The sequence below is a fragment of the Actinokineospora auranticolor genome, assembly GCF_002934265.1.
Classification (GTDB): Bacteria; Actinomycetota; Actinomycetes; order Mycobacteriales; family Pseudonocardiaceae; genus Actinokineospora; species Actinokineospora auranticolor.
Genome location: NZ_PTIX01000008.1, coordinates 236,707 through 261,905, shown reverse-complemented (window position 1 = coordinate 261,905; position 25,199 = coordinate 236,707). Strand labels below are relative to the sequence as shown.

The 25,199-nt window shown below is 72.3% G+C and carries 26 protein-coding genes; 9 read left to right on the top strand and 17 right to left on the bottom strand.

From position 1 onward, the window contains the following. Positions 1 to 167 precede the first annotated feature (167 nt). The gene (locus CLV40_RS17150; protein WP_104479928.1) at positions 168 to 890 is read left to right on the top strand and encodes a discoidin domain-containing protein; all 723 of its coding nucleotides are present in this window, start codon (positions 168 to 170) and stop codon (positions 888 to 890) included. A 146-nt stretch (positions 891 to 1,036) separates the two neighbouring features. Here the strand turns inward: CLV40_RS17150 and CLV40_RS17145 are convergent, their stop codons facing one another. The 10 genes from CLV40_RS17145 to CLV40_RS17100 all read right to left on the bottom strand — a co-directional run bounded on the left by CLV40_RS17145 (position 1,037) and on the right by CLV40_RS17100 (position 11,788). After that, positions 1,037 to 1,729, bottom strand: a complete 693-nt coding sequence (locus CLV40_RS17145) for an aspartyl/asparaginyl beta-hydroxylase domain-containing protein (RefSeq protein WP_104479927.1) — start codon at positions 1,727 to 1,729, stop codon at positions 1,037 to 1,039. Continuing rightward, complete coding sequence (locus CLV40_RS17140; RefSeq protein ID WP_104479926.1) at positions 1,726 to 2,952, bottom strand: MFS transporter; 1,227 nt, start codon at positions 2,950 to 2,952, stop codon at positions 1,726 to 1,728. The genes CLV40_RS17145 and CLV40_RS17140 overlap by 4 nt, the downstream gene beginning before the upstream one ends. Continuing rightward, entirely contained in the window at positions 2,949 to 4,133 is a 1,185-nt protein-coding gene (locus CLV40_RS17135; protein WP_104479925.1) for a peptidogalycan biosysnthesis protein, read from the bottom strand. The genes CLV40_RS17140 and CLV40_RS17135 overlap by 4 nt, the downstream gene beginning before the upstream one ends. Beyond that, positions 4,130 to 5,158, bottom strand: coding sequence for a GNAT family N-acetyltransferase (locus CLV40_RS17130; protein ID WP_104479924.1), 1,029 nt, complete (start codon positions 5,156 to 5,158; stop codon positions 4,130 to 4,132). Before CLV40_RS17130 ends, CLV40_RS17135 begins: the two co-directional genes overlap by 4 nt. Positions 5,159 to 5,225: 67 nt before the next feature. Further along, entirely contained in the window at positions 5,226 to 6,401 is a 1,176-nt protein-coding gene (locus CLV40_RS17125) for an iron-containing alcohol dehydrogenase (RefSeq protein ID WP_104479923.1), read from the bottom strand. Further along, positions 6,398 to 7,510 (bottom strand): thiamine pyrophosphate-dependent enzyme, encoded by a 1,113-nt coding sequence (locus CLV40_RS17120; RefSeq protein ID WP_104479922.1) that lies wholly within the window; start codon positions 7,508 to 7,510, stop codon positions 6,398 to 6,400. Before CLV40_RS17120 ends, CLV40_RS17125 begins: the two co-directional genes overlap by 4 nt. Beyond that, positions 7,510 to 8,397 (bottom strand): isocitrate lyase/phosphoenolpyruvate mutase family protein, encoded by an 888-nt coding sequence (locus tag CLV40_RS17115; RefSeq protein WP_219824009.1) that lies wholly within the window; start codon positions 8,395 to 8,397, stop codon positions 7,510 to 7,512. The genes CLV40_RS17120 and CLV40_RS17115 overlap by 1 nt, the downstream gene beginning before the upstream one ends. Positions 8,398 to 8,436: 39 nt before the next feature. Next, the gene (locus CLV40_RS17110; protein ID WP_104479920.1) at positions 8,437 to 9,549 is read right to left on the bottom strand and encodes a pyridoxal phosphate-dependent aminotransferase; all 1,113 of its coding nucleotides are present in this window, start codon (positions 9,547 to 9,549) and stop codon (positions 8,437 to 8,439) included. Between the two features lies 1 nt (position 9,550). Next, the gene (locus CLV40_RS17105; protein WP_104479919.1) at positions 9,551 to 10,450 is read right to left on the bottom strand and encodes a TauD/TfdA family dioxygenase; all 900 of its coding nucleotides are present in this window, start codon (positions 10,448 to 10,450) and stop codon (positions 9,551 to 9,553) included. A gap of 321 nt (positions 10,451 to 10,771) precedes the next feature. Then, the gene (locus tag CLV40_RS17100; RefSeq protein WP_181043559.1) at positions 10,772 to 11,788 is read right to left on the bottom strand and encodes a M4 family metallopeptidase; all 1,017 of its coding nucleotides are present in this window, start codon (positions 11,786 to 11,788) and stop codon (positions 10,772 to 10,774) included. Between the two features lie 280 nt (positions 11,789 to 12,068). Between CLV40_RS17100 and CLV40_RS40305 the strand changes: the two genes are divergently transcribed. After that, positions 12,069 to 13,664, top strand: coding sequence for a methyl-accepting chemotaxis protein (locus tag CLV40_RS40305; protein WP_104479917.1), 1,596 nt, complete (start codon positions 12,069 to 12,071; stop codon positions 13,662 to 13,664). Positions 13,665 to 13,755: 91 nt separating this feature from the next. On the opposite strand, the gene CLV40_RS17090 is transcribed toward CLV40_RS40305, so the two are convergent. Further along, positions 13,756 to 14,133: a DUF4267 domain-containing protein gene (locus tag CLV40_RS17090; RefSeq protein ID WP_104479916.1), complete on the bottom strand. Its 378-nt coding sequence runs from the start codon at positions 14,131 to 14,133 to the stop codon at positions 13,756 to 13,758. Between the two features lie 107 nt (positions 14,134 to 14,240). Here CLV40_RS17090 and CLV40_RS17085 point away from each other — a divergent pair, with 107 nt between their 5' ends. After that, positions 14,241 to 14,819, top strand: a complete 579-nt coding sequence (locus CLV40_RS17085) for a TetR/AcrR family transcriptional regulator (protein ID WP_104479915.1) — start codon at positions 14,241 to 14,243, stop codon at positions 14,817 to 14,819. Between the two features lie 51 nt (positions 14,820 to 14,870). Here CLV40_RS17085 and CLV40_RS17080 read toward each other — a convergent pair whose 3' ends face one another. Genes CLV40_RS17080 through CLV40_RS17070 form a run of 3 tightly spaced genes read right to left on the bottom strand, consistent with a single transcriptional unit; the run spans position 14,871 to position 17,633 of the window. After that, on the bottom strand, positions 14,871 to 15,458 hold the full coding sequence (locus CLV40_RS17080; protein ID WP_104479914.1) for a GNAT family N-acetyltransferase: 588 nt from the start codon (positions 15,456 to 15,458) through the stop codon (positions 14,871 to 14,873). Next, on the bottom strand, positions 15,455 to 16,924 hold the full coding sequence (locus CLV40_RS17075) for an APC family permease (protein WP_104479913.1): 1,470 nt from the start codon (positions 16,922 to 16,924) through the stop codon (positions 15,455 to 15,457). Before CLV40_RS17075 ends, CLV40_RS17080 begins: the two co-directional genes overlap by 4 nt. Positions 16,925 to 16,955: 31 nt before the next feature. After that, entirely contained in the window at positions 16,956 to 17,633 is a 678-nt protein-coding gene (locus CLV40_RS17070; protein ID WP_104479912.1) for a GPP34 family phosphoprotein, read from the bottom strand. Between the two features lie 572 nt (positions 17,634 to 18,205). On the opposite strand from CLV40_RS17070, the gene CLV40_RS38070 reads away from it, so the two are divergent. Next, on the top strand, positions 18,206 to 18,865 hold the full coding sequence (locus tag CLV40_RS38070) for a nitroreductase/quinone reductase family protein (protein ID WP_342752273.1): 660 nt from the start codon (positions 18,206 to 18,208) through the stop codon (positions 18,863 to 18,865). Beyond that, positions 18,862 to 19,023: a hypothetical protein gene (locus tag CLV40_RS38065; RefSeq protein ID WP_181043557.1), complete on the top strand. Its 162-nt coding sequence runs from the start codon at positions 18,862 to 18,864 to the stop codon at positions 19,021 to 19,023. Before CLV40_RS38070 ends, CLV40_RS38065 begins: the two co-directional genes overlap by 4 nt. A 130-nt stretch (positions 19,024 to 19,153) precedes the next feature. Here CLV40_RS38065 and CLV40_RS17060 read toward each other — a convergent pair whose 3' ends face one another. The 3 genes from CLV40_RS17060 to CLV40_RS17050 form a co-directional block, all read right to left on the bottom strand. After that, a complete protein-coding gene (locus CLV40_RS17060; protein ID WP_104479910.1) occupies positions 19,154 to 19,492 on the bottom strand; it encodes a hypothetical protein in 339 nt (112 codons plus the stop codon). 367 nt (positions 19,493 to 19,859) lie between these two features. Next, positions 19,860 to 20,519, bottom strand: a complete 660-nt coding sequence (locus CLV40_RS17055; RefSeq protein WP_245931340.1) for an AfsR/SARP family transcriptional regulator — start codon at positions 20,517 to 20,519, stop codon at positions 19,860 to 19,862. A gap of 217 nt (positions 20,520 to 20,736) precedes the next feature. Beyond that, entirely contained in the window at positions 20,737 to 20,934 is a 198-nt protein-coding gene (locus CLV40_RS17050) for a hypothetical protein (protein ID WP_104479908.1), read from the bottom strand. 188 nt (positions 20,935 to 21,122) lie between these two features. Between CLV40_RS17050 and CLV40_RS17045 the strand changes: the two genes are divergently transcribed. The 4 genes from CLV40_RS17045 to CLV40_RS17030 are packed head-to-tail and all read left to right on the top strand — an operon-like array spanning position 21,123 to position 25,196. Continuing rightward, on the top strand, positions 21,123 to 21,698 hold the full coding sequence (locus CLV40_RS17045) for a Pvc16 family protein (protein WP_104479907.1): 576 nt from the start codon (positions 21,123 to 21,125) through the stop codon (positions 21,696 to 21,698). After that, positions 21,695 to 22,423, top strand: coding sequence for a hypothetical protein (locus CLV40_RS17040; protein WP_104479906.1), 729 nt, complete (start codon positions 21,695 to 21,697; stop codon positions 22,421 to 22,423). The genes CLV40_RS17045 and CLV40_RS17040 overlap by 4 nt, the downstream gene beginning before the upstream one ends. 19 nt (positions 22,424 to 22,442) lie before the next feature. Then, positions 22,443 to 24,710, top strand: coding sequence for a phage tail sheath C-terminal domain-containing protein (locus tag CLV40_RS17035; RefSeq protein WP_104479905.1), 2,268 nt, complete (start codon positions 22,443 to 22,445; stop codon positions 24,708 to 24,710). A gap of 27 nt (positions 24,711 to 24,737) precedes the next feature. Further along, on the top strand, positions 24,738 to 25,196 hold the full coding sequence (locus CLV40_RS17030; RefSeq protein WP_104479904.1) for a phage tail protein: 459 nt from the start codon (positions 24,738 to 24,740) through the stop codon (positions 25,194 to 25,196). The last annotated feature ends 3 nt before the right edge of the window (positions 25,197 to 25,199 follow it).

Sequence of the window (25,199 nt, the reverse complement as noted above, 5' to 3'; positions counted from 1 at the left end):
ACATCCCGGACTACTCCCCCGAATGGCTGATTCGGCCCGCCGTGCCACCGGCTTCGCACATTTCGACAATCGCGTTTGTGGATTACTGGCCGAAAATACAAAGGATTCTCGAATGTGGCCGTTTTCGGTAGCTTTCACCCGTCGTCCCTGATCGAGAGGAACCCCCGGTGCGCTTCTTCAACCGCAGACACGCGCTGCCCGCCGCCCTGGCGCTGGCGAGCGCGGGAATCTTCACCGCCGTCGTGCTCGTCCCGGCGGCCGCCGCGGGCCAGGCGGCGACCACCGGTTCGAGCACCACCGTCACCACGACCCCGCCCAGCTCACCGCCGTCGACCACCGGCACGTGGGACCCCTGCTACCAGGGGCCGCCGTCGAGCCCGCCGTCCGGCACGACCTACCTCGCCCCCGCCGAGACCTCGACGCAGCCCAGCAGCACCATGCCGCCGCGCCCGCCGTACCCGGGTGAGAACTTCGCCCTGTCCGGGGTGGCCCGGTCGTCGTCGAACTACACGCAGTACTACACGCCCGCGAAGGTGAACGACGGCAACACCGGCACCGCGAGCAACTGCCAGTACGCCTGGATGAGCGCCAACCGCTCCATGGACAACCCCGAGTGGGTCGCCGTCACCTGGAACGACCTGCGCAGCGTCAGCCACGTGGCCGTCTACAACTCCCTGGGGCTGGAAACCCGCGACTTCGACATCCAGCTGCTCAGCGAGAACGGCCGGTCGTGGGACACCGTGGCCACCTACAACAACAACACGAACACGGTCGTGAAGTCCTGGTTCGGCGCCCGCAACACCAGGGGCGTCCGCGTGCTCGTCAAGGTGGGTTCCACCAACGTGCCCTCCATCGCCCGCGTCAACGAGATCCAGGCGTTCGCGTACTGACCACCGTGCCGTGCTCGGCGGCGGAGTTGCCTCCTCCGCCGAGCACGGCGTCAGCCACCAGCGCGCGGTGGCCAAGCCGGCCGCAGCGAGCTTTGCCGGATGCCCCGAGCAGCACACCGCCGGGGGTTGGTACGCCCCTGGCCGGCTCAGATGTCGCCGGTGGACCCCTGCAGGTACTGGTCGGACCACTTCCGCTTGAGGCGGAGGCTGGCGATGTTCACCCTGTCCCGGACAAAACCCATGGGGCGCCGGATGTCGACGATCAGCACCACCCGCGGTTCGTCGCTGGTGTTGTGCACCTCGTGCTCGAAGGTGTCATCGATCAGGATGCTCTCGCGTTCGCGCCAGGTGTGGTACTCGGAGCCCACGCGCAGGCTCGGGGGGTTCTCGGTGGGGACCGAGAGGGCCAGGTGGTAGCGCAGGATGCCCGCATAGGGGCCGCAGTGCGCCTTGAGGCCGACGCCCGGTTCCAGTACCGAGATGAAGGCGTTCACGACGCTCGGGGTGTTCTCGGCGAAGGAGACGACGGTGGGGCAGTCCCGGTACGCCATCGGGTTCGGCACGCCGAGCATGTACGCGTAGTACAGCCGCCAGTCGGTGGACACCTCGGCGGCGCGGATCGGGTCTATGTCGGCGTAGCGGGCCAACCCGCGGGCGCGGACCAGCGCCTCGACCTCCGCCTTCACCTGGTCGTAGCGCGCCTCCAGGGCCCGGGCCTGGGGGAACAGCTCGTACGGCGACATTATCCGGAACCGGTTCTGCTTTCCACTGGCGCGCAAGAAGTACGAGTTGAGCGCCTGCCGCACCACCGGCTGGTTGACACTGAGCGAACCCTTCACCTTTTCTCCCCTGGTTGTCCGACTTGATCCCTACCCGGCGCGGGGCGCAGCAGGCGCCGCAGCAGCAGCGCGCAGCCCGCGATCGCCACCCCCCACACCACGATCACCACCCGCACGGCCACCACCGCCATCAGCGCGCCCAGCCCGAGCGCCAGCACCAGCAGCACGGCCGACAGCACCAACTGGGACACGGCCAGGATCCGGCCGGTGTGCTCCGGGGGCGCCTCGGCCTGCGCGTGCGCGCGGAACAGCACCAGCGACCCGAGGGCGGCCGCGCCGACGACCGCCGCGAGGGCCATCGACCACGGCAGGTCGCGCGCCGCCGCCAGCAGGGCGACGGTCGCGCCGGTGACCGCCAGCGACCCCGCCAGCAGACGGGTGCCCTCGCGCGGTGGTGCCATCCGCGCCAGCACCAGTCCGACGACGAACGCGCCGACCCCCCAGGCCGCCTCGATCAACCCGTAGGCCGCGGCGTCCATGTGGTTGTCGTCCTTGACGAAAGCGGGCAGCACCGCGTTGATGCCGGAGATGAGGCTGCCCGGCACCGCGACGAACAGCGTCGTCCACAGCAGGGCGGGCCGTCCCCGCAGCACACCCCACGCCTCGGCCATGTCCCGGAACAGCAGCCCCGCGGTGCGCCGCCGCGCCACCCCGGCCACCGCGGGCAGGCTGACCACGAGCAGCCCCGCGGTGGTCAGCACCCGGCCCCCGGCGCCGAGCAGCAGCGGGTCGGCCTCGCCGAGCAGGGACACGGCCGCGCCCGCGACCGCCGCCCCGATGAACACCCCCACCTGCGACGCGGCCTGCCACAAACCGTTGGCGCGCAACAGCGCCGCCCGGTCGAACAGCTGCGGGAGCAGCGCGCCGTAGCTGGCCGACGAGAGCGAGTACAGCCCGTTGACCCAGGCGGAGGCCACGAGCAGGTGCCAGGTCTGCAGCTGACCGGACGCGGCCAGCACCGGGATCACCGCGACCGCCGGGATCCGCGCCGCCTCGGTCACCGCGGTCACCGCGCGCCGCGAGTAGCGGTCGATGAGCGGCCCGCCGAAGAACGCCGCCGGGATGCCCGCCGCCGCGTTGAGCGCGGCCATCGCGGCCAGCGCCACCGGCGTGCCGCCGACCACGATCACCAACCAGCCGAACACGACCAGGTCGAGCCCGGTGCACAGCGTGGACAGCACGCGGGTGCCGAGCAGCAGCGCGAACGCGCGGTCGCGGTTCATCGACCGACCGTCCCCCGATCGACGACCCGGGCCAGGTCCGCGGCGACCTCCGGTGGGCACTGCTCGCCGAGTTCACCGAGCAGCGACCGCGCGGTGGCCCGGTTGTGCGCGACCTCCCTCGCCGCGGACCACCCCGGCGGCGGGCGGAGCAGCACCGACCACACGGGAACCGGCACACCGCCGCGCCGCAGCTTCTGCTCGTACCCGGCCACGCCGAGGTCGAGGTGGCGCGCGCCGTGCCGCAGGCCGTACCGCACGGGTTCGTGGACCATCAGGTTGAAGTACTCGGCGTGGCGGCCGACCCGCGCGTAGTCGAGCCCGACGGAGCGGCCGATGAGCGCGGTACCGCGCGCCACGCAGGACATGAACCCCACGGCCTGGTCCTCGTGCCTGCACACGAAGGCGAGCAGCGCGTCGCCGAACACCGAGCGGATCCGCCGGTACCGGTCGACGAACAGCGCGACGTCGCCGTAGCTGCCGTGCCTGCGCTGGGTGTTGGTCTGCAGGCGGGCGAGTTCGACGACGTTGTCCTCGGTGATGGGCTCGACCCGCACCACCCGCCCACCCCGGGCCAGCAGCCGCCGTTCCCGGCGGACCAGTTCCCTGGTGCGGGGGCGCAGCAGCGCCTCGTACTCCGCCTCGGTGGCGCGCGGCAGCGGCACGTGCACGCGCACCGCGGTCAGCAGCACCGGCAGGTCCGGCAGGTGGTGGCGCACCCTGGCCACGTCCGCCTCGGTGAGGTGCGGCACGACGACCGTCCCGCGCGCCGCGTCGGCGACCCGCGCCACCGCGGCGGCCCAGCCCGCGAGGTCCCCGGTGCCCGCCGGGGCGGTGCCGTAGCCGGAGGCGCTGCCGACGACGGTGACCGGCTCCCACCGGCGGGCGGCGGGGTCGTCCACGCCCACGCCGCCGAACAGCGCCCCCGGGTGCAGGTGCGCGTTGGCCGGGCCGCTGGTGTAGCGGTACACGGGCACGACCGCGCGCAGCTCGCCGCAGGCGCGGACCACCACCGCGCTCTCCCGCGCCCCGTTCTGCCCGCGCATGGCGAGGTTCCAGGACCGGGACGAGTAGAAGCCGATACCGGTGTCGGGCACCATGGCGTCCCACTGCGCGGGGGTCTCGCGCGGGTCGCACTCGGTGATGTCGAACCGGGTGTCACCGCGCGGCGCGGCCGCTGTCACGAGCCTGGCCCCAGCAAGGCGACCTGGTGCCTGGGGGACAGTCCCATCCGGACCTTGAACGGCTCGTTGAGCCTGCCGCACTCGGCGACCTCGACGTCGGTCGACCACATGAGTTCGAGCATGTCGCCCCACATCCGGTAGTACGGGCTGAACCCGAGCTCCGGCCGGTCGCGCAGGTAGCCCGCGGCCCAGTACTGCAGCCGCTTGCGCTCCAGGAACGACACCCCCACCGACAGCGTCGCGCCGTCGCGGTCCTGGACCTCCAGCACCCGGACCGGTTCCCCCAGTTCGCGCAGGAACGCCGCCAGCTTAGGCGGGTTGTAGTACTTCGGGGACCCCGCCTTGGTCGCGGTGGCCGCGACGAACTCCATGAGCGCGGGCAGGCCGGGGTAGTCCGCGCGGTGCACGAGGCTGCGCGCGCCGTGGTCGGCCGCGCGCCGCAGGTGCCGGGCGAACTCGCGGCGCATCGAACTCCGCAGGGAGGCCAGGTAGGTCGGCAGGTCCGGGGCCTGGTCCCGGTGCAGCACCCACCGCGGTACCAGGACGGTCGACCGCGAGCCCGCGCGCACGAGCGCCGCCGCGGCGGGCGACCGCTCCTCGACGTTGATGAACGCCCACCGCGCGCACCCGACCTCCGCCGCCTGCTTCCCCAGCTCCGCGCACAGCGCGCGCAGCGACCACTCGTCCCGGGCGAGCACCCGCGCCCCGGGGCAGTGCCACATCGGCGACAGGAACGCCGACTCGCCCTCCGCCAGCCCGAGCACGCTCAGCGGGTCGCCCTGGATGTAGGCGGGGGCGGCGGCCAGCAGCGCGCCCTCGCGGTCGCGCACCTCGACGTAGCGTGGGCGCGCGATGCTCTGCACCGGGTTGTGCTCGTAGGCGCGCATGAACCCGATGGTGTGGAAGACCGGGGCGTCGAGGTCCGCGGCCAGCTCGTCCCAGTCCGGCGGGAGGTCGTCGGCGGAGAAGCGGACGTGGGTCCGCAGCCGTACGCCGGGCGACGAGGTGGTCGGGTTCTCGGTCATCGGTGGCTCCTCCGGTGGGTGCGTCGGCGCCGGGTCGACGACCGGGCGCCGCGCGGGCGTTGTCGGCTCAGTCCCGGCTCCGGGATGGCGAACCCGGTCCGCCCGCCGCGGCGCGCGTGGACCGGTGGTGGGGCTCCCCCGCGGCGCCGGTCGCCGGGTCGACGAGCAGCCGCCGCACCGCGGCGCGCACGGCGGTCGGGTCGAGTCGGATCGGGGTGCCGCTGACCCGGTTCGACGCGAGGCCCTCGGCGACCACGACGTCGACCAGGTGGGTGCCGTTCGCCGACCCGCAGCGCGTCGGCAGGCCGCGGGCCGCCAGCAGGTCGGTGACGACCCGGCCGAGGTCGCGCCCGTCCGCCCGCAGGAGGCGGCGCAGGGTGTCGAGCACCGGGTCGGGCAGGGTGCGCTCGTCCGGTGCCGCGGTCTCGACCATGGGCGCGAGCCAGGTGAGGTTCAGCGCGCACGCGTGGCCGTGCCGCACGCCGAGGTGGGTGGTGAGCGGGTAGGCGAGGGCGTGCGCCGCCGTGGTGCGGGTGCGGTCGATCGCCCGGCCCGCGAGCAGCGCCGCCGCGCTGAGCCGGTCGCGCTCGTCGGCCGCGGGGGTCGGCGCGGCCCCCTCCAGGATCGGCACGAGCAGGTCGAGCGCGGCCACCGCCCACGCCCGCGACTCGTCGGTGGCGCGGCTGGACCACAGCGACTCCACGGCGTGGGCGAAGGCGTCGAAGGCGCAGCACCAGGTCTGCTCGGGTGGGCAGCTGTCGGTCAGCGCCGGGTCGACGAGCGCCGCGTCGGCCTGGACGCCCGCGGCGTCGAGGGACAGCTTGTGCCCGTCGCGGTAGAGGGTGGCGAACCTGGTCACCTCGCTGCCCGGGCCCGCGGTGGTGGGCACCAGGACCAGGCGGGCGTCGGTGCGCGGGCCGTCGGTGCCGCGCAGGACCCGCTCGGCCGCCGCGCGGTCGGCGGGCAGCGCCCGCGCCGCCTTGGCCACGTCCAGGGCGGAGCCGCCGCCGACACCGACCACCAGGGTGGCGCGGTGCTCGTGCCGGGCCCGCGCCGCCGCCAGCGCCTGGTCCGCGGTCGGGTTCGGGTGGAAGTCGGTGAACAGCGCGGCGCCCGCGGGGAGCACGCCGCGCAACCCGAGCCGGTCCACGGTGCCCGCGCTGGCCACGACCAGGGTGTCCGCGGCCCAGCCGGTGATCTCGTCGAGCCGCTCGAACGCGCCCCTGCCGGAGATGACCGTCATGTCGTGACCCTCCCCGCCGCCGCGCGGCGGAACCGCTCGGCGATGGTGTCGAGGCCGGTGTCCGCGGACGCCCGCGGGTGCACCTCGTCGGGGGTCGCGGTGACCTGGAGTGCGCACAGGACCGGCCCGGGCCCGGTCAGCGCGGCGTCGAGCGCGGCGGGCAAGCGGGTCCGGTCGGCGCAGTGCAGCACCCGGCGGTAGCCGAGACCGGCGCCGATCGCCGCCCAGTCGACCCCGGGCGCGGCGCTGGGCTGGCACCCGGTCGACTCGTAGCACCCGTTGTCCACCACGACGTGCACGAGGTTCTCGCCGCCCACCGCGGCCGCGGTGGCACCGGTGCCCAGGTGCATGAGGAACGCCCCGTCGCCGTCGAGCACGACGACGCGCCGGGACGGCAGGGCGCTCGCCAGGCCCAGCCCGATCGCCGCGGCGTGGCCCATCGATCCCTGCATGTACAGGGTCTCCGGGCGGTCGCGCTCGTGGTGGGCCTGGCGGGAGAGGTAGCCGGTGGTGGTGACCAGCAGGTGGTCGGTGAGCCGGTCGAGCAGCGCGGAGACGACGTCCGCCCTGGTGCACGCGTCCGCCACCGGTGGCACCACCACGGGGTCGGGGCCGCCGATCGCGCCGCGCGGGACCAGCAGGAAGAACGGCGTGCCCCGCTCCCGCGCCTCGCCCGCGCGGGCGAGGCAGTCGGCGAGGTTCCCGTCGCCCAGCACGGCGTGGGGCACCCCGAGTTCGCCGAGCAGCGCCTCGGTGCTCGCCCCCATGACCGCGTGCTGGGGTTCGTCCCGCGCGGGGTCGGGCCATCCCCGCAGGGTCATCACCACCAGCACCGGGACGTGGTAGGGCACCAGCAGCGAGGTGAGCGGGTTGACCAGGTTGCCGAACCCGGAGTTCTGGCACAGCACCGCGGCCCGCGTCCCGCCCAGTTCCCAGCCCGCCGCGATGGCCACCGCCGCGCCCTCCGACACCGCGGGCACCAGCTCGCCCGCGCGGTCGAACAGCGCCCACGGCCCGGCCAGGTGTCCACACGGGACACCCGTGACCCGGCGAACGCCCCAGGACCTCAGCGCCGCGGTGAACTCCGCGGCCGACACGACCCCGGCCATCAACCGCGCCCCAGCCACTGGCTCATCCCGGACAGCTCGAAGATGTCCTTCACCGACGCGATCGTGGACTCGATGCCCACCGTCGAGCCGTCGGCCAGCACCGCGGCCCACGCGTCGCGCACGGCGCGCACGGTGGCGCGCATCCCCTGGTTCGCGTAGATCACCATGGCGACCCCGGCCTCCTGCGCCTCCGCGACGGAGAACGCGGTGTAGGTGGTCGGTACGACCACCACCGGCGCGCGCCGCTGCCAACGGCGGGTGAACGAGACGACCTCGGACGAATCGGCGGCCTTGGAGTGCACCAGCACCGCGTCGGCGCCCACGTCGACGTAGTGGTGGCAGCGGGCGAGCGCCTCCTCGACGCCGTACCCGCAGATGAACGCCTCGGTGCGGGCGATCAGGACCGTGTCCGGGTCGTGCTGCGCCTGTTTGGCCGCGCGCAGCTTGGCGCCGAAGTCCTCGGTCGCGAGCAGTTCCTGCCCGGCGCCGAGGAAGCTGTTGAGCTTGGGGAAGACCTTGTCCTCGATGCACACCGCGGCGATGCCGACGTTCTCGTAGCGCATCATCGTGAACGCGGCGTTGCGGTCGCCGCCGAACCCGGTGTCGCAGTCGGCGACCACGGGCACCGCGGTCGCGCTCTGCATCGTCGCGGCGGCGGCCAGGAACTCCGCCATGCCGAGCAGGCTGATGTCCGGTAGCCCGTGCGCGGCGGAGATCTCCAGGCCGGAGGCCCACACCGCGTCGAAGCCCGCCTCGGCGACCAGGCGCGCGCTGAGCCCGTCGTGCGCGCCCGCCACCCGCAGCAGCCTGCCCTCGGCGAACGCCTCGCGCAGCGCCGCCGCCCGGGTCTCGACCTGCCGCACCTGGCCGCGCGTGTCCTCAGTCACTGTTCCCCCTAGGTAGGTCGTGTTCCAGTCGCCGCCGGTTCACCGCGCGGCGGTCGCGTTCCCGAGCGCCTCGGCGGCCAGGAAGCGGGTGAGCGCCGCCGCCGCGCGGTCGATGACCCCGGGCTCGACGGCCACGCACAGGCGCAGGTGCCCCGGCAGCCCGAAGGTCGAGCCCGCCCGCAGCCGCACCCCGGTGTGCTCGGCCAAGTCCGCGCACAGCCGCCGGTCGTCCGTCCATTCGGGATGGAGAGCGGCGAGGTCCCGCGCGTCCAGGCACAGGTAGATCCCGCCCGAGGGCGGGACGACGCGCAGCGACGGGACCCCCGACAGCGCCCGGACCGCGTGCGCGCGGCACCCGGCCATCCACGCCAGCCGCCGCGCCACCGCCGGGTCGTCGAGCCCGCCGCCCCCGGCGAGCACAGCGCGCCCCGCCGCCTGGGCGAGCACGCTCACGGGTCCGGTCGTGTGCTCCGCGATCCGGCGCACGGCCTCGGTGACCGCGGCACCCGCCCAGACCCAGCCGATCCGCGCACCCGCCATGGCGTGCACCTTGGCGATCCCGCCGACGACCGTCGCACCGTCATCCGCGGGGACACCGGCTGCCGCCGCCCCGTACGCCCAGTACACGTCGTCGAGGACCAAGTGGACACCGCGGTCGGCCGCCCAGTCGCGGATCCCGGTGATCGCGGCCGCGTCGTAGACGGCACCGGTCGGGTTGACCGGGCTGTTGAGGAGCACGGCCCGGGTGTCGGGGGTGAGCGCGGCGTCCAGCAGGTCCGGGTCCACCGACCAGCCCCGCGCGGGTGCGCCGGGCACGGCCACCGAGCGGGCACCCGCCAGCCGGATCAGCTCGGGGTAGTGGCTCCAGTGCGGTCGCGGCACGAGGACCGCGCCACCCGCCGCTGTCGCCGCGACCGCGCAGAACAGACCGTGCCGGGCGCCCGCCGCGACGGTGACCCGGTCGGGGTCGGCGGAGCGGCGCAGGCGGCGGGCGTAGTGCTGCGCGACGGCGGCGCGGAGGGCGGGGTCGCCCGCGACCGGGGCGTAGCGGCTCGCGTCGGGGGCGGCGGCGGCGTCGGTGACGGCGGTGACGACCGCGTCCGGCCACGGCTCCACAACCTGCCCCGAGGAGAGGTCGATCGTGTCCGGCATATCAGGCGGACACCCTGATCCAGGTCCGCAGCAGCAGCCGCGCGCGGGTCGGGTCGTCCTGGAACTCGGTCCGGCCGTGCAGCAGGGAGAGGTTGTCGAAGATGGCGAGTTCACCCTCGCGCAGCTTGCCGACCATCGAGCTCGCCAGGCCGCCGACGACCTCGTCCAGCGCGTCGAGCGCCGCCGCCTGCTCGGCCGAGAGCGCGGGCGAGCCGGAGTGCGCGTGGCCGAGTTCGATGTAGCTGCGCAGGTAGGCGATGCCCTGCCTGCCGCGCTGTTCGAACAGGATCGGTTTGGCGACCGTCGGCGGTTCCCCGGGCTGCTGGTCGCCGCGCCGGTCGAAATGGAACGGCTCACGCAAAACGCGCAGGACATCGGGCCTGGCGGACAACTCCCGAACGATCTCCCGCACGTGCACCAACTGCAAGGCGCCACCGCGCACGGATTGCCGGACGCAGTAGAGGGTGAACAATTCGGGCGCGGGCAGCGGTCGCTCGACACCGTCGGTGTGCAGGTTCCCGCCGAATCGGGAATCCGAATACCGGGCCCGCGCACCTTCCCCGATCGCGGTGCCGCGGTCGCGCACGTGTTTGACGATCAGCCCTTCCAGGTTCTGCGGCAGGGATTCGCCGAGCAGCGCGGAAAGCCGGTTCAACGCCCGCTCGGCGGGCTCCGGCTCGGCGGGGAGACCGGTGAGCACGAGCAGTCCCGTGCCGTCGTCGACGTGCTCGCGAACCAGGCGGGACAATGACTCCCGCGCTGCTTCCGCGAGCCCCTGGTCCGGTTCGCGGTCGTCCGTCAGCGCCGCGCCGACCACGTCGGGCACCTCGACGCGGCACACGTCGAAACCGTCGACGTGTGCCGCGTCGAGCGCGCCGTCAACATCTGTCTTTTCGGTCATACGTTCCCCCAAGAACGTAAGAAGAATCGGCTCCGCTGACAACGCGCAAGTCGATGCCTCTTAAGGTCGCAGCAGCGTGGCGTTCACGCTAGCGACACCCGTCCTCGACGGTCAAGGATCTGAACATCGGACGAACCCGGTTCACCCAATGAGCGCACCCAAACTGGAAAAGGATCATTGGATAGTCAGTGGAACGTCCCAACATTCGACAACCGCCCAAAAACGGCAGTCCAGACACAGTTTCCCCGAATTTCCGATGAATAATCGAGGTGGATCGGTCCGCCGACCGCCGTAGTGGACCGAAACGGCCCGGGCAGCGGTTCAGCAGGTCGGGTCGCCTGGATTGGCGGGAACGGTGACGGCGTCCCAGGCGGCTTTGACGGTGGTGAACGTGGCGCAGTCGCCGGGGGTCAGGTTCTTGGCGGCCATCAGGGTCCACTGGCGGTACTTGGGGTACGAGCTCCCCGAGGTCTTGAACAGCATCGCCGTGTAGAGGACGGTGATCGCCTTCTGGACGCCGACGCCCGTGATCGTCGTGCCGTTGCAGGTGGAACTGGCCGCGGAGCCCGCGGCGACGAGGGTGAACCAGTGGTCGCCGACGCCCGCGGACGCGAACGGCTCGCCTCGGGGGACGGTGTTGTCGTAGCAGTTCTTGCCCCAGGTGGCGGCGGGGTTGGCCATGTCGCGCAGGGGGCCGGTGCCCATCAGGTCGGTGCGTTCGCCGATCAGGAAGTCCGGGGCGTCGCCCGCCGGGGACTCGTTGGCGTACCACTCGGCGGCGGTGGCGAAGGCGTCGGCGATGAACTCGGCGGTGCCGTTCTGGGAGACGCCGCCCGGGGTCTGCTCGTCGAGGGCCCTGGCGTACGGCCTGGCGACCAGGTCCAGGGTGCCCGCCCACTCACCCCGGGAGTTGTGGCCGACGGTGATGTCGGTACCCGTGCCGACCCCGACGCCCAGGACGTCCCGGCCGACGGTCAGGGCCAGCACCGGACGGCCGGACGGCGAGCGGCGCAGCCAGTTCCTGGTCATCCGGAAGAAGTTCTGGGCCGCGTACAGCGCGTCGACGCACCCCGTCTCGCGGTCCCGGGCGACGCCGTTGCCCCAGTCGTTGTCCGGCCCGCTGAACTGGGTCCGGTTGGTCGCGTCCGAGCAGGACAGGCCCGGGTTGCCGAGGTCACGCAGGTAGTAGGTGCCCTGGTTCTCGTAGGTGTCCAGCGGCAGCGGGTTGTCGTTCCAGTGGCCCGTCCCGGTCCCGACGACGGCGGTCGCCGCCGAGGCCGGGGTCAACAACGTCCCCAGCAGGGTCAGCGTGGTCAAGGCCTGAATCGTTCTGCGCATCTGCGATCTCCCCTCACGTGAACGCCCCGAGCCAGCATCGAACTGCCGTCTGACCAGCACAAGCAGTCCCGGGCCTGAACAGATAAACATCGGGGCGTGGGAGCGTTCCGATACCTCACGCACGTACGCCATCACCCTTGTGACCCCGATTACCACTGATCTGGCAGAACTCCTTCAGGCTCCCGCGCCCGTGCCGATGACAGGCGCGGTGGCTCCATCGTGTGGCGATGCGGGCCGATAGGGCGTGGTGACCCCCGCGCAACGGACAGGAGTGCTTCGCATGGCCAGTTCTCTGTCACGCAATCCGCTGACCCGCAGTCTGCGTACCCGGGTGTTCAGCGCGTTCCTCGCGTTGGCCGTCGTGGTGATCGGCCTCGGGGTGTTCAGCCTCGTCCAGCAGGTCGACCAGCGGGACCGCGCGACGTCGATCGCCGAGGACACCGTCACGCCGCTGGTGGACGTGAAGGCAGCCGAGACCGCGAACCTGACCGCGCTGCTGACCGACATCGTGCTCGAGACCGTGAAGGACCCGCAGGCCCAGGCCAGCCTGACCAAGGGCCGCGACTCCTACATCGCCGCCGCCGACGCGGGCTTCGCCAAGCTGAAGACCTCGATCCCGGACAGCCTGCAGCCCGCGCTGACCCAGCTGATGGCCGACCGCGACACCTTCTGGACCTCGCACAAGGCCCGCCGCGCGGCCACCGCCGCCGGTGACACCGTCAACGAGCAGAAGTACAACGCCGCCGCGCAGGCGAACCTGCCGAAGGTCAACGAGGGCTTCGCCAAGCTGACCACGAGCCTGGTCGACTACGGCGCCACCCAGCGCCAGGCCATCGCCGACGCGACCACCACCTCGATCTGGCTGACCGTCGTCGTCATCGCCATCGCCGTGCTGCTGGCCCTGGGCCTGGGCTGGGCGCTGACCCGCAGCATCCGCCGCCCGGTGCGCAAGCTGCAGGACTTCGCCGACCGCGTGGCCGCGGGCGACCTCACCCAGAAGGTCGACATCCAGACCGGCGACGAGATCGGTCAGATGGGCGAGGCGCTGCAGAACGCCGTGGACCAGATCCGCACCGTGGTGTCGGGCGTGGCCGAGTCGGCCTCCGGCCTGGCCGGGTCGGCGGACAAGCTGACCGCCACCAACGACCGCGTGTCCGGCGCGGCGGGCTCCACCTCCCGCCAGGCGGGCGAGGTCTCCAGCGCCGCCGCCCGGGTCTCCGACAGCGTCGGCACCGTCTCCGCCGCCGCCGACCAGCTCGGCGCGTCGATCCGCGAGATCGCGCAGAACACCTCCGAGGCGGCCAAGGTCGGCGCCGAGGCCACCGCGACCGCGCAGCACACCAACGACATCATCACCCGCCTCGGCTCGTCCTCCGCCGAGATCGGCGACGTGCTCAAGACCATCCGCTCGATCGCCGAGCAGACCAACCTGCTGGCGCTGAACGCGACCATCGAGGCCGCTCGGGCCGGTGACGCGGGCAAGGGCTTCGCCGTCGTCGCCGGTGAGGTCAAGGACCTCGCCCAGGAGACCGCCAACGCCACCGAGGACATCGGCCGCCGCGTGGCCGCGATCCAGACCGACACCGAGGCCGCGGTCTCCGCCATCGGCCAGATCGTCCAGGTCATCGAGCGCGTCAACCAGTTCCAGTCCGCCATCGCGGCGTCGGTGGAGGAGCAGTCCGCCACCTCCGACGAGGTCAGCCGCAGCGTCGCCGAGGCGGCCAGCGGCAGCAACTCGATCGCCTCGGCCATCACCGAGGTGGCGACCGCGGCGGGCGACACCTCCCGCGGCGTCAGCGAGGCCGAGCAGACCACCGTGGAACTCGCCCGACTCAGCGGCAAGCTCCAGGACCTGATCACCAGGTTCCACTACTGAGACAGGGTTGGACAACCGTAGACAACACGACCGACCGCGGGGTGGACGCTTCTCCGGAAGCGTCCACCCCGCGGTCGTTTCGGGGAGGTCGTTACGCGACAAGCAAGAGCACGCTGATCACCAGCATCACCGCGGCGGTGGCGCCGTGCACGCCGAACGCGGCCGAACGCGGTCCTTTGCTGCGCAACACGATCAGCATGTCGCCGACGGGAATCCCCGCGGCCGCCAGCATGAACCAACCCAGCACCTGGGGTGTCGCCGCGATCAGCAGGACGAAGACGAAGACCCCGGCGGCCAGGTCGCGCACGGCCTTGACGGACAACCACGCCCGGAACACCGGGTCGTCGACCGGGGTGTCGGGGATGCCGAAGCCCGCCGCGGCCCGCGGTGCCCGCAGGGCGAGCACGCCGATGACGATGATGCCGACACCGATCAGTCCGGCGAGCACACTGGCGATGGTCGTGACCACGGGTGGTTCCTCCCTCCGGCGGACGCCGCCGGAATCTAGCGGCGCTAGCAACAGTATCGACGCTAGCCTATCAGCGACAGGATGTCTAGCACCGCTATACTGGGTTCATGTCCGCCACCAGCGAGCGCCGCGAGCGGGACCGCGCCCACCGCCACCGGCTGATCATCACGGCCGCGCGCGAGCTGGCGGAGGCCGAGGGCTGGGACGCGGTGACGACCCGGCGCCTGGCCGAACGCGTCGAGTACAGCCAGCCGGTGCTGTACAGCCACTTCGACGGCAAGGACGCCATCGTCGGCGCCGTCGCGCTGGACGGGTTCGGCGAGCTGGCCACTCACCTGCGCGACGCGCGGCAGGGCGCGGCCGAGCCCGGGTCGGCCCTGCGCGCCGTCTGCGGTGCCTACCTGGACTTCGCGACCGCGCGGCCCGCGCTGTACCAGGCCATGTTCACCCTGCCCACCGACCTGAAGTTCGCGAGCGCCGACACCCCGCCCCCGCTACGGGCGTGCTTCGACGAGTTCGTCGCCTGCTACCGCGCGGACAACGAGCGGCGCGAGCTGCACGCCGAGGTCGTCTGGAGCGCGTTGCACGGCATGGCGGTCCTGTCCGCCAGCGGCCGCATCCCCCCGAGCTGGCGCGAGGAGCGGCTCGACTTCCTCGACGCCCGGCTCGCCGACACCCCGGCGTAGACGGGCGCGTGCCCGGCTCCTGGGTGGAACCGGGCACGCGACGAACGGGCCTTACGCGGCGGGTTCGCGCCAGAGCGGGTACATCGCCGGGCCGTCGGGGAGGTTGTACGGTTCGCCGAGCGGCCGGTAGCCGTAGCGCTGGTACAGGCGGGAGCTGGCGAGCGTGCTCGCCTCCAGGAACGCGGCGGTCCCCTCCCGGTCCAGCCGGGCGTGGTAGTCCGCCAGCAACGCCCCGCCCAGCCCCTTGTTCTGGTGTTCCGGGTGGACGGCCAGCAGCGCCAGGTGGTGGTGCGGCGCCGCCGGGTGGTGGGACTCGAAAGCCTCGTCCAGCAACTGGAACCGCGACGCGTACTCCCCCGTGCCCGCGGCGACGCGCGCCTCGTAGTCACGGGGTTCCGGGACCTCGCGGTCGCGGTGGAACCACACCGCGACCGCCTGGTCGGAGATCAGGTCGACGCGGCCGTGTTCCAGGGCGTGTTCCACCAGGATCGTGAAACTCGCCGTCAGCGCCGGGAGCCGCGCCGCGGGCTTGTCGATCAGCCAGACCGTCTGCGGCAGCGCCTCGAAGGACTTGGCCACGAGGTGCGCGCAGAGCGGGATCTCCGCCGCGGTGGCCCGGGTGATCGTCGACGTCGTCATCGGACACCCACCGGGCGCGGGGCGCTGGTGCTCGCGGGTCGAGCGGCGCCCTGGCCGATGGCCCGGTAGATGTGCGGGCGGGTGCCGCGGAGCACGAAGCCGTAGAGCGTGCCCGCGACCGCGACTCCCGCGAACACCACCGGGATGATCCACCGCAGTGGTGTGTCCGGGCCGAACCCGAGCAGCAGCGAGAAGTTGATGACGACGAGCGCCAGGATCGCGGTCACCGCCAGCGCGGCGATCGGCGGGGCGACGCGGTGGATCGGCCGCGTCTCCTCCTCGTCGTCGCGGCGGAGGAAGAACACCGTGGCGAAAGCCGTGCCGGACAACAGGATCAGCACGCCCAGTGCGCCCGCCGTGCCCGCGACGTAGAACAGGTTCACGAACGGGTCCCAGCCGCCGATCGCGTACACGATGATGGTCACCAGGCCGAGCGAGCTCTGCAGGATCGACGCCGGGCCGGGCTGGCCGGTGCGCGGGGTGGTGCGGCCGAGCGCGCCGGGCAGCACGCCGTCGCGGCCGAGGGCGAAGGTGTAGCGGGCGCAGGTGGCGTGGAAGCTGATCATGGCGGCGAGCAGGCTGGTCACCAGCAGCGCGCGCCCGATGTCGGCCGCCCACGGCCCCAGGTTCTGCTCGGCCAGGGTGAACAGCAGGCCCTCGGGGCTGTTGCCCGCCATGGCGACCACGTCCGCCGCGCCCGCGGCCTGGATGGTCGTCCACGACGAGAAGGTGTACAGCGCGCCGAGGCCGACGATGCAGATCACGGTGGCGCGGCGGACCGCCCCGGTGCTGGCCTGCTCGGAGAAGACCGCGCTCTGCTCGAACCCGACGTAGCCGAGCACGGCCAGGCCCAGCAGCGGGCCGAACGCGTCACCGAGCAGGTCGCCGAAGGCGAGGCCGTCGATGCCCAGGCCCGCCGGGGCCGGGTTGGCGAGGTTGGCGAAGGCGTACATCAGCAGCACGGCGATCTCGGCGGCGAGCAGCACCAGCAGCACCCGCGCGGAGTTGCGGATGCGGCGCAGGCCGAGCACGCCGACGACCACCCACGCGGCCAGCGACAGCACCCACCACGGCACGTCCCAGCCGAACCAGCGCTGCAGCAACGGTTGCAGCACCGGCCCGAACGCGCCGTAGAGTCCCACCTGGAGCGTGTTGTACGCGAGCATCGCGACCCACGACGCGCCCACTCCCGCGGGCCTCCCTAAGCCGACGCTGATGTAGGTGTAGAAGGCACCCGCGTTCGGCACCCGCCGGGCCATCGCCACGTAGCCGACGCTGAACACCGCCAGCACCGCGGCTATGACCACGAAGGCTATCGGCAGGCCCAGCTTGCCGGTCGCGGCGAAGCCGGTGGTCACGATGGCGGCGCACACCGTGAGCGGCGTGGCGGCGGACGCGGTGAAGAACACCACGCCCGCTGTGGACACGCGCTGCCCGGCGAGGGTCTGCGCGGCGGATGTGGGCACGGATACTCCTTCTTGCGGGTTGGGAAACCGGTCAGAACTGCGGTGTTACCGCCTCGGTCACCAAGACCTCGGTGGCGTGTTCGAGCAGTTGCGTGCCACTCGGACCCACGTTGCGGCGCAGCTGCGCGGTGAGTTCGTCGTGGACGGTCGGTTCGCAGTGGCTCAGCACGTCGCGGTCGCGGCCGGTCGCGCGCAGCAGACCCGCCAGCAGCAGGTCGGTGGGCGACAGGTCGCGCGGGACGCCGAGGTTGCCCGCGATGCGCACGCCCGCCGCGACCGCGGTGCTCAGCGACGGCGGGACGTAGAGTTCGAGCGGTTTGCGCAGCAGCCTGCGCCGGGTGGTGCGCACGACCTTGCCCGCGGCGTGCATGCGGTGCCGCACCAGGTCCGCGACCTGGCGGGCGACCAGCACCCGGATCCAGTCCTTGGCCAGCACGACCGAGTCATCCTTGCGGATCCACTGGCGGACCCGCTCCTGCAGCTCGTCGGCGCACGGCTCGTCGAACGGGCGCAGCCGACCGCCGTCGATGACCATGCGGTCGGCCAGCAGCAGCTCGCCGAGCACGGCGGCGGCCAGGCCGACGGCCAGGGCGTGCGGCTGCAGCCGCTGCTCACCGGTCATGTCGTCCAGACCGGACAGGTAGAACTCGTCCGCCAGCAGCTGCGGCGCCCGGGACCCTCGCCCGGACGCGGCGGTTATCTCGGGCACCCTGATCCCTCCAGATCGGGTCCGGCGCCTGCGGCCGACACTATGCGTAGCGTGTCCGAACCGCTCGGCGCGAACGCGTCGCGGCGCCGCCGGACGCGCGCGGAGTCGGTCGGACAACTGCGCTGGGTCCACTCACGGGCCACCGTGGCCCGTCGGTGGTCGGGTCGACTCACGTTCCCCACTTCTTTTCCAAGGATGTGCGCCGCGCAGGATAGGGGGGAATATCCGACCGGGGGGATACCCCGTGCGCACTGATCACTCGATCGGCGCAATCCCATACAACACGACAGTGTGGACTGACACACCCCTACGGCCGGCGGGGATGGTAGCGCTCCCCGCTAGAGTGATCGTTCTTCGGACATTCGGGTGGTCCGGACGGACTAGTTGAGTCACGCTCACCAGTCGCCGCATACCCGCCGCCCACTGTCCTTCGTGGATTCATCAACTATTTCCCCGGCGCGCCGCGATTCCTGCCGAAATGTCGACCGGGGTCCGTCCGGAATCGCATTGGGGTCACATTCCGGACGTAACAAACCGGCAACCCGCGCATCGGACCGGCCCCGGCCGAACCGGTGAGCCCTCGACGACCCGATCACGGAGAGCTACCATCGCGGATAGCTTGCTCGCACAGCGAACAGTCTCGGGAGCCGGTGGACCGGAGGGGTCGTGACCGGTGCGAACGACGCGGTGATCAGCGAGTTCCGGGCCCTCGGCGGCCGGGTCGGCGGGGTCTCCGACGGCGCCCCGCCGCTCCTGCCGACCACGGCGGGGCGCCGGACCGGCAGGCGCAAACCACCCCTGTGGTCTTTACCGGTGACGGTGCCCGCCACCTGGTGTTCGGCAGCGACGGGGGCATCGACCACCATCCCGACCGGTACCTCGACATCCGGGTGCCACCACAGGTCACGGTGGAGGTCCCGGCGCCGGAGGGGCACCCGGGGCCGGTCGTCCTCGTCGCGGCGCGCGCGGAGGCGCGGGCGGGCACGGAACGTGAACACCGCTTCGCACTGCAATGCGCCAAAGACCCGGCCTTCGCGGGCTATCGGGTGCGGACCGAACGGCTGATCCCGGTGGTCGCTTTGGTCCCGCTCGACCTGTCCGGCGCCCCCGGCCGGGCCCGCGTCGGCACCACGCCGACCCGCGTGCCCGACTCGACGGAGTCCGCGCCGCACTCGACGGGACCACCCCACCCGCGGTCGACCCGCTCGCGGGACTGCTCGCCGAACACGTGACCGTCGACCACGCCCTCGACCGGTTCGAGGCCCTGCTGTCCGGTTCGCCCGACCCGGCCACCCCGTGCGCGAAACCGGCGCGGCTGGTGTCCGGACTGGAGAAGCACTTCGCGTTCGAGGAGGAGCACCTGCTCGCCGCCGTCGGGCTGCCGACCTGACGCCGCCGGGCTGTCGCGCCCCCGGCCGGACGCGACCGTTCCGGCACGGTGGCCTACGAGCGCCACACCACCGGCGCGCCGGACGGAAGGCCGTGGCACCCGGTTGGCGCGGGCACCACGACCACCGGTGCTACTTGACGACGACCACCTGGCTGGTGGCCTTCTCGAACAGGTTCGACACCCCCGCGTAGTGCGCCCGCCAGCGACCCGGCCGCTGCTCGGGGGTGATCGTCTCGAACTGGGTGGAGCCGCTCAGGGTCGACACCGTCGACCACTCGCTCGGGCCGTTCGGCTTGAACTGGACCTCGATGTCGAGCGGCCACGGCGTGCCGCCGTGGGCACTGAACACGCCCCGGACCTGGACCCCGAGGTCGCCGTAGCGGGACGCGCGGAACTCGGTGAAGGTCACGGGGTGCACGACGGTGACCTTCACCCGGTCCTGTGCCTCGGCGATGAACGGGTCTGCCATGCCGTCAGGGCCCGCCGGGAGTCGGCGGGCCGGTTCGCGCTCAGGTTCGCGATGGTGCTCTGGTACGTGAAGACCAGCGTGCCCGCCTGCTCACGCACCGTGGTGTCGCCGTCGGCGTCGGTAGCTCACTGACGGCACCACCGCCGCGCTCGCCACACCCCGGACCACCCCGACTGTGAGCGCTCCGACCACAAGGGCGCACAGTGCCGTCACGCGCTTCCTCAAGTGTTCCTCCTCAGGACCCGGCCGATGTCGTGGCCGGTGACCGCGGGAGCGTGAACGACGACGGTCGCCCCTGAGGCTCAGCCGCCGGTCCGTCGAAGTGCACCGGACCACGTCTTCCGGCTCGGCGACACCCCGGGCGCGATCAACCCGACGTCGCGTCGACGGGGTCCGGGAGCAGGTCCTTGAGCAGGGCGGACGGTTCCAGGTCCAACTCGTCGGCGAGCAGGCGGTGGCACTGGCGGTACTGGTTCAGGACGGCGGAGCGGTTGCCCGCGGCGAGGTGGGCCTTCATCAGCACGTGGTGCGCGCTCTCCCGCAACGGTTCCGCGCGCACCGCCGCCAGCCCCGCCGCGACGGCTTCGCCGTGCCTGCCCGCCGCGGTCAGGCGTTCGGCCATGACCTCCAGCGCGTGCAGCCGGAGTTGGTGGTACTGCTCCTGCTCGACCAGCACCCAGTCGCTGTCGTGCCAGTCCGGCAGGATGTCGGCGGAGAGCTCCTGCCGGGTCTGCGGGGTGAGGATGTCGTCGCAGGGCCGCGTCCCGTCGAGCAGTCTGGTCGCCCTGGCCATCGCCTCGCGGATGTCGACCCTGATGTGGTCGGCGATGGCGATCTCCCGGGTGGAGGTGTCGATCACCCGGTAGCCGGTGCCCTGGGCGCGCCACAGCGACGACCGCAGGTTCGCGCCTGCGCGCGCGGTCGTGCTGTCGGGCCACAGCGCGCTCGCCACGAAGGCGCGCGTCCGCGGTCTGTCCTGCAGGGCCAGGAAGGCGACCAACCGTTGGGCACCCGCGGAAATCGGCACCCGACAATGGCCGATCGACAGGCTGAAGCTATTCAGTAGGCACAATGTCATCGAACCTGTTTGCGCACCCATGCGGCCCCCCTGCCTCTATGGATCCACCTTTTCCCTGCCGCGAAGGAAATGGCCTCCTACCCCCGAGGACTAGCATAGTAGCCAGGCCGTGGTTTGAGTGTCGAGAGGTACAAAGGCCCCCAGGAGAAGTCGGACCCGACAGTCCTCAACCGACGGTCCGGGTGAGGCCGTCGAGCCACCCGCGCACCGCGGCGCACGCCTCGTCGACGGTGCTCACCACCAAGGGATTGTCTGGCCCCGCATCGGTCAGTGGGATGATCCGCACGCGCAGGCCCGGCGCGGCCGTCGGTTCGACCCAGGCTCGCAGTATCAGCGTTGCCGCCCGATCACCGACGGTGTCCATGCGCGGATAATGGACTATTCGGCGTCACCGGCGCGTTACCGACACGCATCGCCGTCGTGTCCGAATTCTTCGACAACGCGCCGGTGACGCTCGCGCGACAAGTGAGCCACGGATTTGCCACGGCCTGCTGGAATGCTGGTCGGCGCGTCGCGACCGCCGCATTGGCGGCGGTCGCAGGGGAGGTGCGCATGGGGGATTTCGGTGTCGTCGCCGACGTGTCGACGATCGTGGTGGACACGTTGAACCGCGCCCTGGTCGGGCTGAGCCCGGATCCGCCGACCGCGGAGCTCAACGACCTCTCCGAGCCGGTGCAGATCGACAAGCCCAAGCTCACCGTGTTCCTCTACGAGGTCGCCGAGGACCCGACCTCGCGCAACCGGCCGCCGGTCCGCGCGCTGCCGCCGGACGCCCCGACCAGCCGCAAGCCGCCGATGGCGTTGCTGCTGCGCTACCTCATCACCCCGTGGGGCGGTGACCAGCTGACCCAGCACCGGATGATCGGCCGCGCGCTGCAGGTGTTCTACGACGAGGCGATCCTCTCGGGCGCGGAGCTGTCCGGCAGCCTGGCGGGCAGCACGGAGGCGCTGCACTTCACGCTGACCCCGCTGACGCTCGACCAGAAGTCCTGGATCTGGTACGCGATCCAGAAGCCGTACCGGCTGTCGTTGAACTACGAGGTCCGGGTGGTCAACCTGGACTCCCTCGACGTGTCGGAGCTGCGGCTCGTGCGCAGCCGCACGATCAGCGGGGGGACCACGCCATGAGCCGGTTCTCCCCCGTCGAGACGTCGGTGCTGACCAGCCCGGCCTGGTTCCTCCCGTTCGACGACTTCGCCCGGCGCGCGCGCTCGGTCGGGGTGGCCGTCGCGCTGGACCGCTGGGACCCGGCGGCGAACGCGTGGCTGCCGGCGGAGGACGTGGCGCCGGTGCGCACGCCGAGCGCGGCCATCGCCTTCCCGGACCTGGGCAGGCGCGGCGGCCGGGGCGCGCCGCCCCGGCGCTACCGGGCGCGGTTCGCCGCGACCGGGTTCCAGCCGCTGTACCCGGCCGACGGTCGACCGTTCACCGCCGACCTGGTCGGGGTCGAGTTCGTGGCACCGCCCTACGACGACACCCACCCGCCCGCCGCCGCGGCCGAGCCGAGGTTGGTGCGGCTGCTGCCGAGCACCGCGTTCGACTACCCGCCGGGTGTGCGGGTGGTGCGGGGCGTGGTCGTGGACGGCGCGTCGGGGTCGCCGGTGGCCAACGCGCTCGTCGAGGCGTCGGGCACGGCCGGGTTGGACGCGGTGCCGTGGCTGGAGCGCACGTTGACCGACTCCGGCGGCGCGTTCCGGCTGTCGTTGCGGTGGGAGGGCGAACGGGTGCCCGGCGGCGCCGAGGTGTTCGTCCTGCGCGCGACCGAGCGGCCGGGCCGCGCCGGGTCGCTGTCCGTGCGGCTGCCCGACGAGCGCGACCGGCGGCACCTCATCGAGATCGTGGACCAGCAGTAGGAAAGTGAGGAGCCGAACCATGCCCGAGTACCTGAGCCCCGGTGTCTACGTCGAGGAGGTCGACGCGGGGCCGCGGCCGATCGCGGGGGTGAGCACCAGCACGGCGGGCATGGTCGGGGTCACCCAGCGCGGCCCCACGTCCGGCAAACCCAAGCTGGTGACCAACTTCCTGGAGTTCCAGACGACGTTCGGCGGCTTCCTGCCCGAGCCGGAGCCCGCCGTGCGCGACGCCTGGGCGAACAACCCGACCGAGGGCGGCCGCTGGTGGCTGTTCCCGCTGGCGGTCAAGGGCTTCTTCGACAACGGCGGTCAGCGCCTCTACGTCAAGCGGGTGGTCAGCACCACCGCCGTGCCCGCGGCGGGCACGCTGGGGCAGGGGCTGGTCAGCCCGATCGCCCGGGACGCGGCGGCGGGCGCCACCACGCTCGAACTGGGCCACCTCATCGGGTTCACCGGCGCCGACGCGATCAGCGTCGTGCGCGGCGGGGACAACGTGGAGATCGACACCGCGACGATCACCGCCTACAACGCCACCACGCGCCGGATCGTGCTCGACGCCCCGCTGGTCGCCGAGGTCAAGGCGGCGCGCGGGGACTACGTGCAGGTCGGCACCCGCGCCGCCACGCCGAGCCTGCGGTTCTCCGCGAACAGCCCCGGGTCGTGGGGGTCGGCGGTCCGGGTGCGCGTGCAGCCCTCGGTGAGCGCCGCGCTGCCGGTGCTGCCCGACCCGGCGGAGGGCGCGCTGCTCATCACCGCGCTGGCCGAGGACGCGCCCGCCGACAGCACGTCGATCACGGTGAACGCGGTTCCCGGCCTGGACCCCGACGACCTGCCCGCCGACGTCTGGGTGCTGATCAACGAGCGGCGGTTCAAGGTCACCGTGGCCCAGCCCGCCGCGGGCCGGGTGGTGCTGACCTTCACCGGCACCGCGCCGCACGCGCCGTGGCGGACCGGGCTGACCGTGCGCCGGGTGCGCCGGGCCACCGCCGGGGCGGGGCCGACGCTGCGGATCAGCGGGTCGAGCAGGCTCTACGAGAACGCCGTCACCCAGCTCGACACCGGTGACCGGCTGACCACCCTCAACGTCCTGTCCGTCGGCACCGACGACGTCGTCACCTTCGACAACGACACCCCGGCGCTGGTGTTCGAGACCGCCCGGCTGCTGCTCGTCGAGTCGACGGTCGACACCAGGTTCGACGACCCCGGCGGCGGCTCCGTCACCGAGACCTTCCGCGGCCTGCGGCTCGGCGGCGACGGCCCGGGCACGCTGGTCGGCACCCTGTCGAGCCGGTCGCGGCTGGTGCTGGCCGCCACCCAGGCGGGTCTGTCGCTGGACCCCGCGCGGTTCCCGGTGCCCGCGACCGGCTCCTGGCTGACGCTGACCGAAGGCGGTACGGACGGGGCGGCGGGCCTCACCGTCGGGGACTTCGTCGGCACCGACGGCGGCAGCGGTCACCGCACCGGCATCGTGGCGCTGGAGGACATCGACGAGATCTCGCTGTGCGCGGTGCCCGGTGTGTGGTCGGGCACCGTCGAGTCGGCGCTGATCACCCACTGCGAGCAGCTCAAGGACCGGTTCGCGATCCTGGACCCGCGCGACGGCCTGGACATCGAGGGCATCCAGGCGTTCCGGGAGCCCTTCGACACCCGCTACGCCGCCCTGTACTACCCGTGGCTGGTGGTGAACGACCCGGCCACCAACCGGTTCGTCGAGGCTCCGCCGTCCGGGCACATCGCGGGCATCTACGCGCGCACCGACACCGAGCGCGGCGTGCACAAGGCGCCCGCGAACGCGGTCATCCGCGGCATCCGGCTGACCGACGGCCTCGCCGCGGACATCACCAAGCGCCACCAGGACCTGCTCAACCCGAAGGGGATCAACGCGCTGCGGTTCTTCCCCGGCCTCGGGCAGCGGGTGTGGGGCGCGCGCACGCTGTCGTCGGACACGCAGTGGCGCTACGTCAACGTCCGGCGGCTGTTCCTGTTCCTGGAGGAGTCGATCGACGAGGGCACCCAGTGGGTGGTGTTCGAGCCGAACGACCCGAAGCTGTGGGCGCTGGTGCGCCAGACGGTGTCCAACTTCCTCACCACGGTCTGGCGGAGCGGCGCGCTCGCGGGCGCCACCGCGGACGAGGCGTTCTTCGTGCACTGCGACCGGTCGACCATGACCGACGACGACATCGCGAACGGGCGGCTGATCTGCGTGATCGGTGTCGCGCCGGTGTTCCCGGCCGAGTTCGTGATCTTCCGGATCCAGCAGAAGACCCGCGAACCCCAGCTCGTCTAGCCGAGAAGTGATTGAGAGGCGACCGAAATGCCACCTGTGACGCGGACAGACCCGTACGCCGCGTACAACTTCCTGGTCATCGTGACCAACGTCAGCGACGACGGCGTCGCGGTGAGCGGGTCCTTCGCCGAGGCGAGCGGGCTGGACGTGGAGCTGCCGGTGATCGAGTACCGCAACGGCAGCGAGGACATCACCGTGCGCAAGCTGGTCGGGCTGAAGAAGTTCCCGAGCGCGTTGACCTTCAAGCGGGGGGTGACCGGCCACGTCGGGTTCTGGAACTGGGTGAAGGAGGCCCTCGACGGCCGGGTGCGGCGCACCTCCGGGTCGATCGTGCTGCTCGACGAGAACCGCCAGGAGGTCATGCGCTGGAACTTCGACCGCGCGTGGCCGACCAAGTACACCGGCCCGTCGTTCAACGCCACCAAGAACGAGATCGCCATGGAGACGCTCGTGCTGGCGGTCGAGAGCCTCCTGATCGACGCGTGAGGC

Coding starts and splice junctions, on each gene's coding strand:
- CLV40_RS17140 (WP_104479926.1), bottom strand. CDS start 2,952: ATGAACCGCGACCGCGCGTTCGCGCTGCTGCTCGGCACCCGCGTGCTG.
- CLV40_RS17130 (WP_104479924.1), bottom strand. CDS start 5,158: ATGACCGAGAACCCGACCACCTCGTCGCCCGGCGTACGGCTGCGGACC.
- CLV40_RS17125 (WP_104479923.1), bottom strand. CDS start 6,401: ATGACGGTCATCTCCGGCAGGGGCGCGTTCGAGCGGCTCGACGAGATC.
- CLV40_RS17120 (WP_104479922.1), bottom strand. CDS start 7,510: ATGGCCGGGGTCGTGTCGGCCGCGGAGTTCACCGCGGCGCTGAGGTCC.
- CLV40_RS17110 (WP_104479920.1), bottom strand. CDS start 9,549: ATGCCGGACACGATCGACCTCTCCTCGGGGCAGGTTGTGGAGCCGTGG.
- CLV40_RS17105 (WP_104479919.1), bottom strand. CDS start 10,450: ATGACCGAAAAGACAGATGTTGACGGCGCGCTCGACGCGGCACACGTC.
- CLV40_RS17100 (WP_181043559.1), bottom strand. CDS start 11,788: ATGCGCAGAACGATTCAGGCCTTGACCACGCTGACCCTGCTGGGGACG.
- CLV40_RS40305 (WP_104479917.1), top strand. CDS start 12,069: ATGGCCAGTTCTCTGTCACGCAATCCGCTGACCCGCAGTCTGCGTACC.
- CLV40_RS17085 (WP_104479915.1), top strand. CDS start 14,241: ATGTCCGCCACCAGCGAGCGCCGCGAGCGGGACCGCGCCCACCGCCAC.
- CLV40_RS17080 (WP_104479914.1), bottom strand. CDS start 15,458: ATGACGACGTCGACGATCACCCGGGCCACCGCGGCGGAGATCCCGCTC.
- CLV40_RS17060 (WP_104479910.1), bottom strand. CDS start 19,492: ATGGCAGACCCGTTCATCGCCGAGGCACAGGACCGGGTGAAGGTCACC.
- CLV40_RS17050 (WP_104479908.1), bottom strand. CDS start 20,934: ATGGACACCGTCGGTGATCGGGCGGCAACGCTGATACTGCGAGCCTGG.
- CLV40_RS17045 (WP_104479907.1), top strand. CDS start 21,123: ATGGGGGATTTCGGTGTCGTCGCCGACGTGTCGACGATCGTGGTGGAC.
- CLV40_RS17040 (WP_104479906.1), top strand. CDS start 21,695: ATGAGCCGGTTCTCCCCCGTCGAGACGTCGGTGCTGACCAGCCCGGCC.
- CLV40_RS17035 (WP_104479905.1), top strand. CDS start 22,443: ATGCCCGAGTACCTGAGCCCCGGTGTCTACGTCGAGGAGGTCGACGCG.
- CLV40_RS17030 (WP_104479904.1), top strand. CDS start 24,738: ATGCCACCTGTGACGCGGACAGACCCGTACGCCGCGTACAACTTCCTG.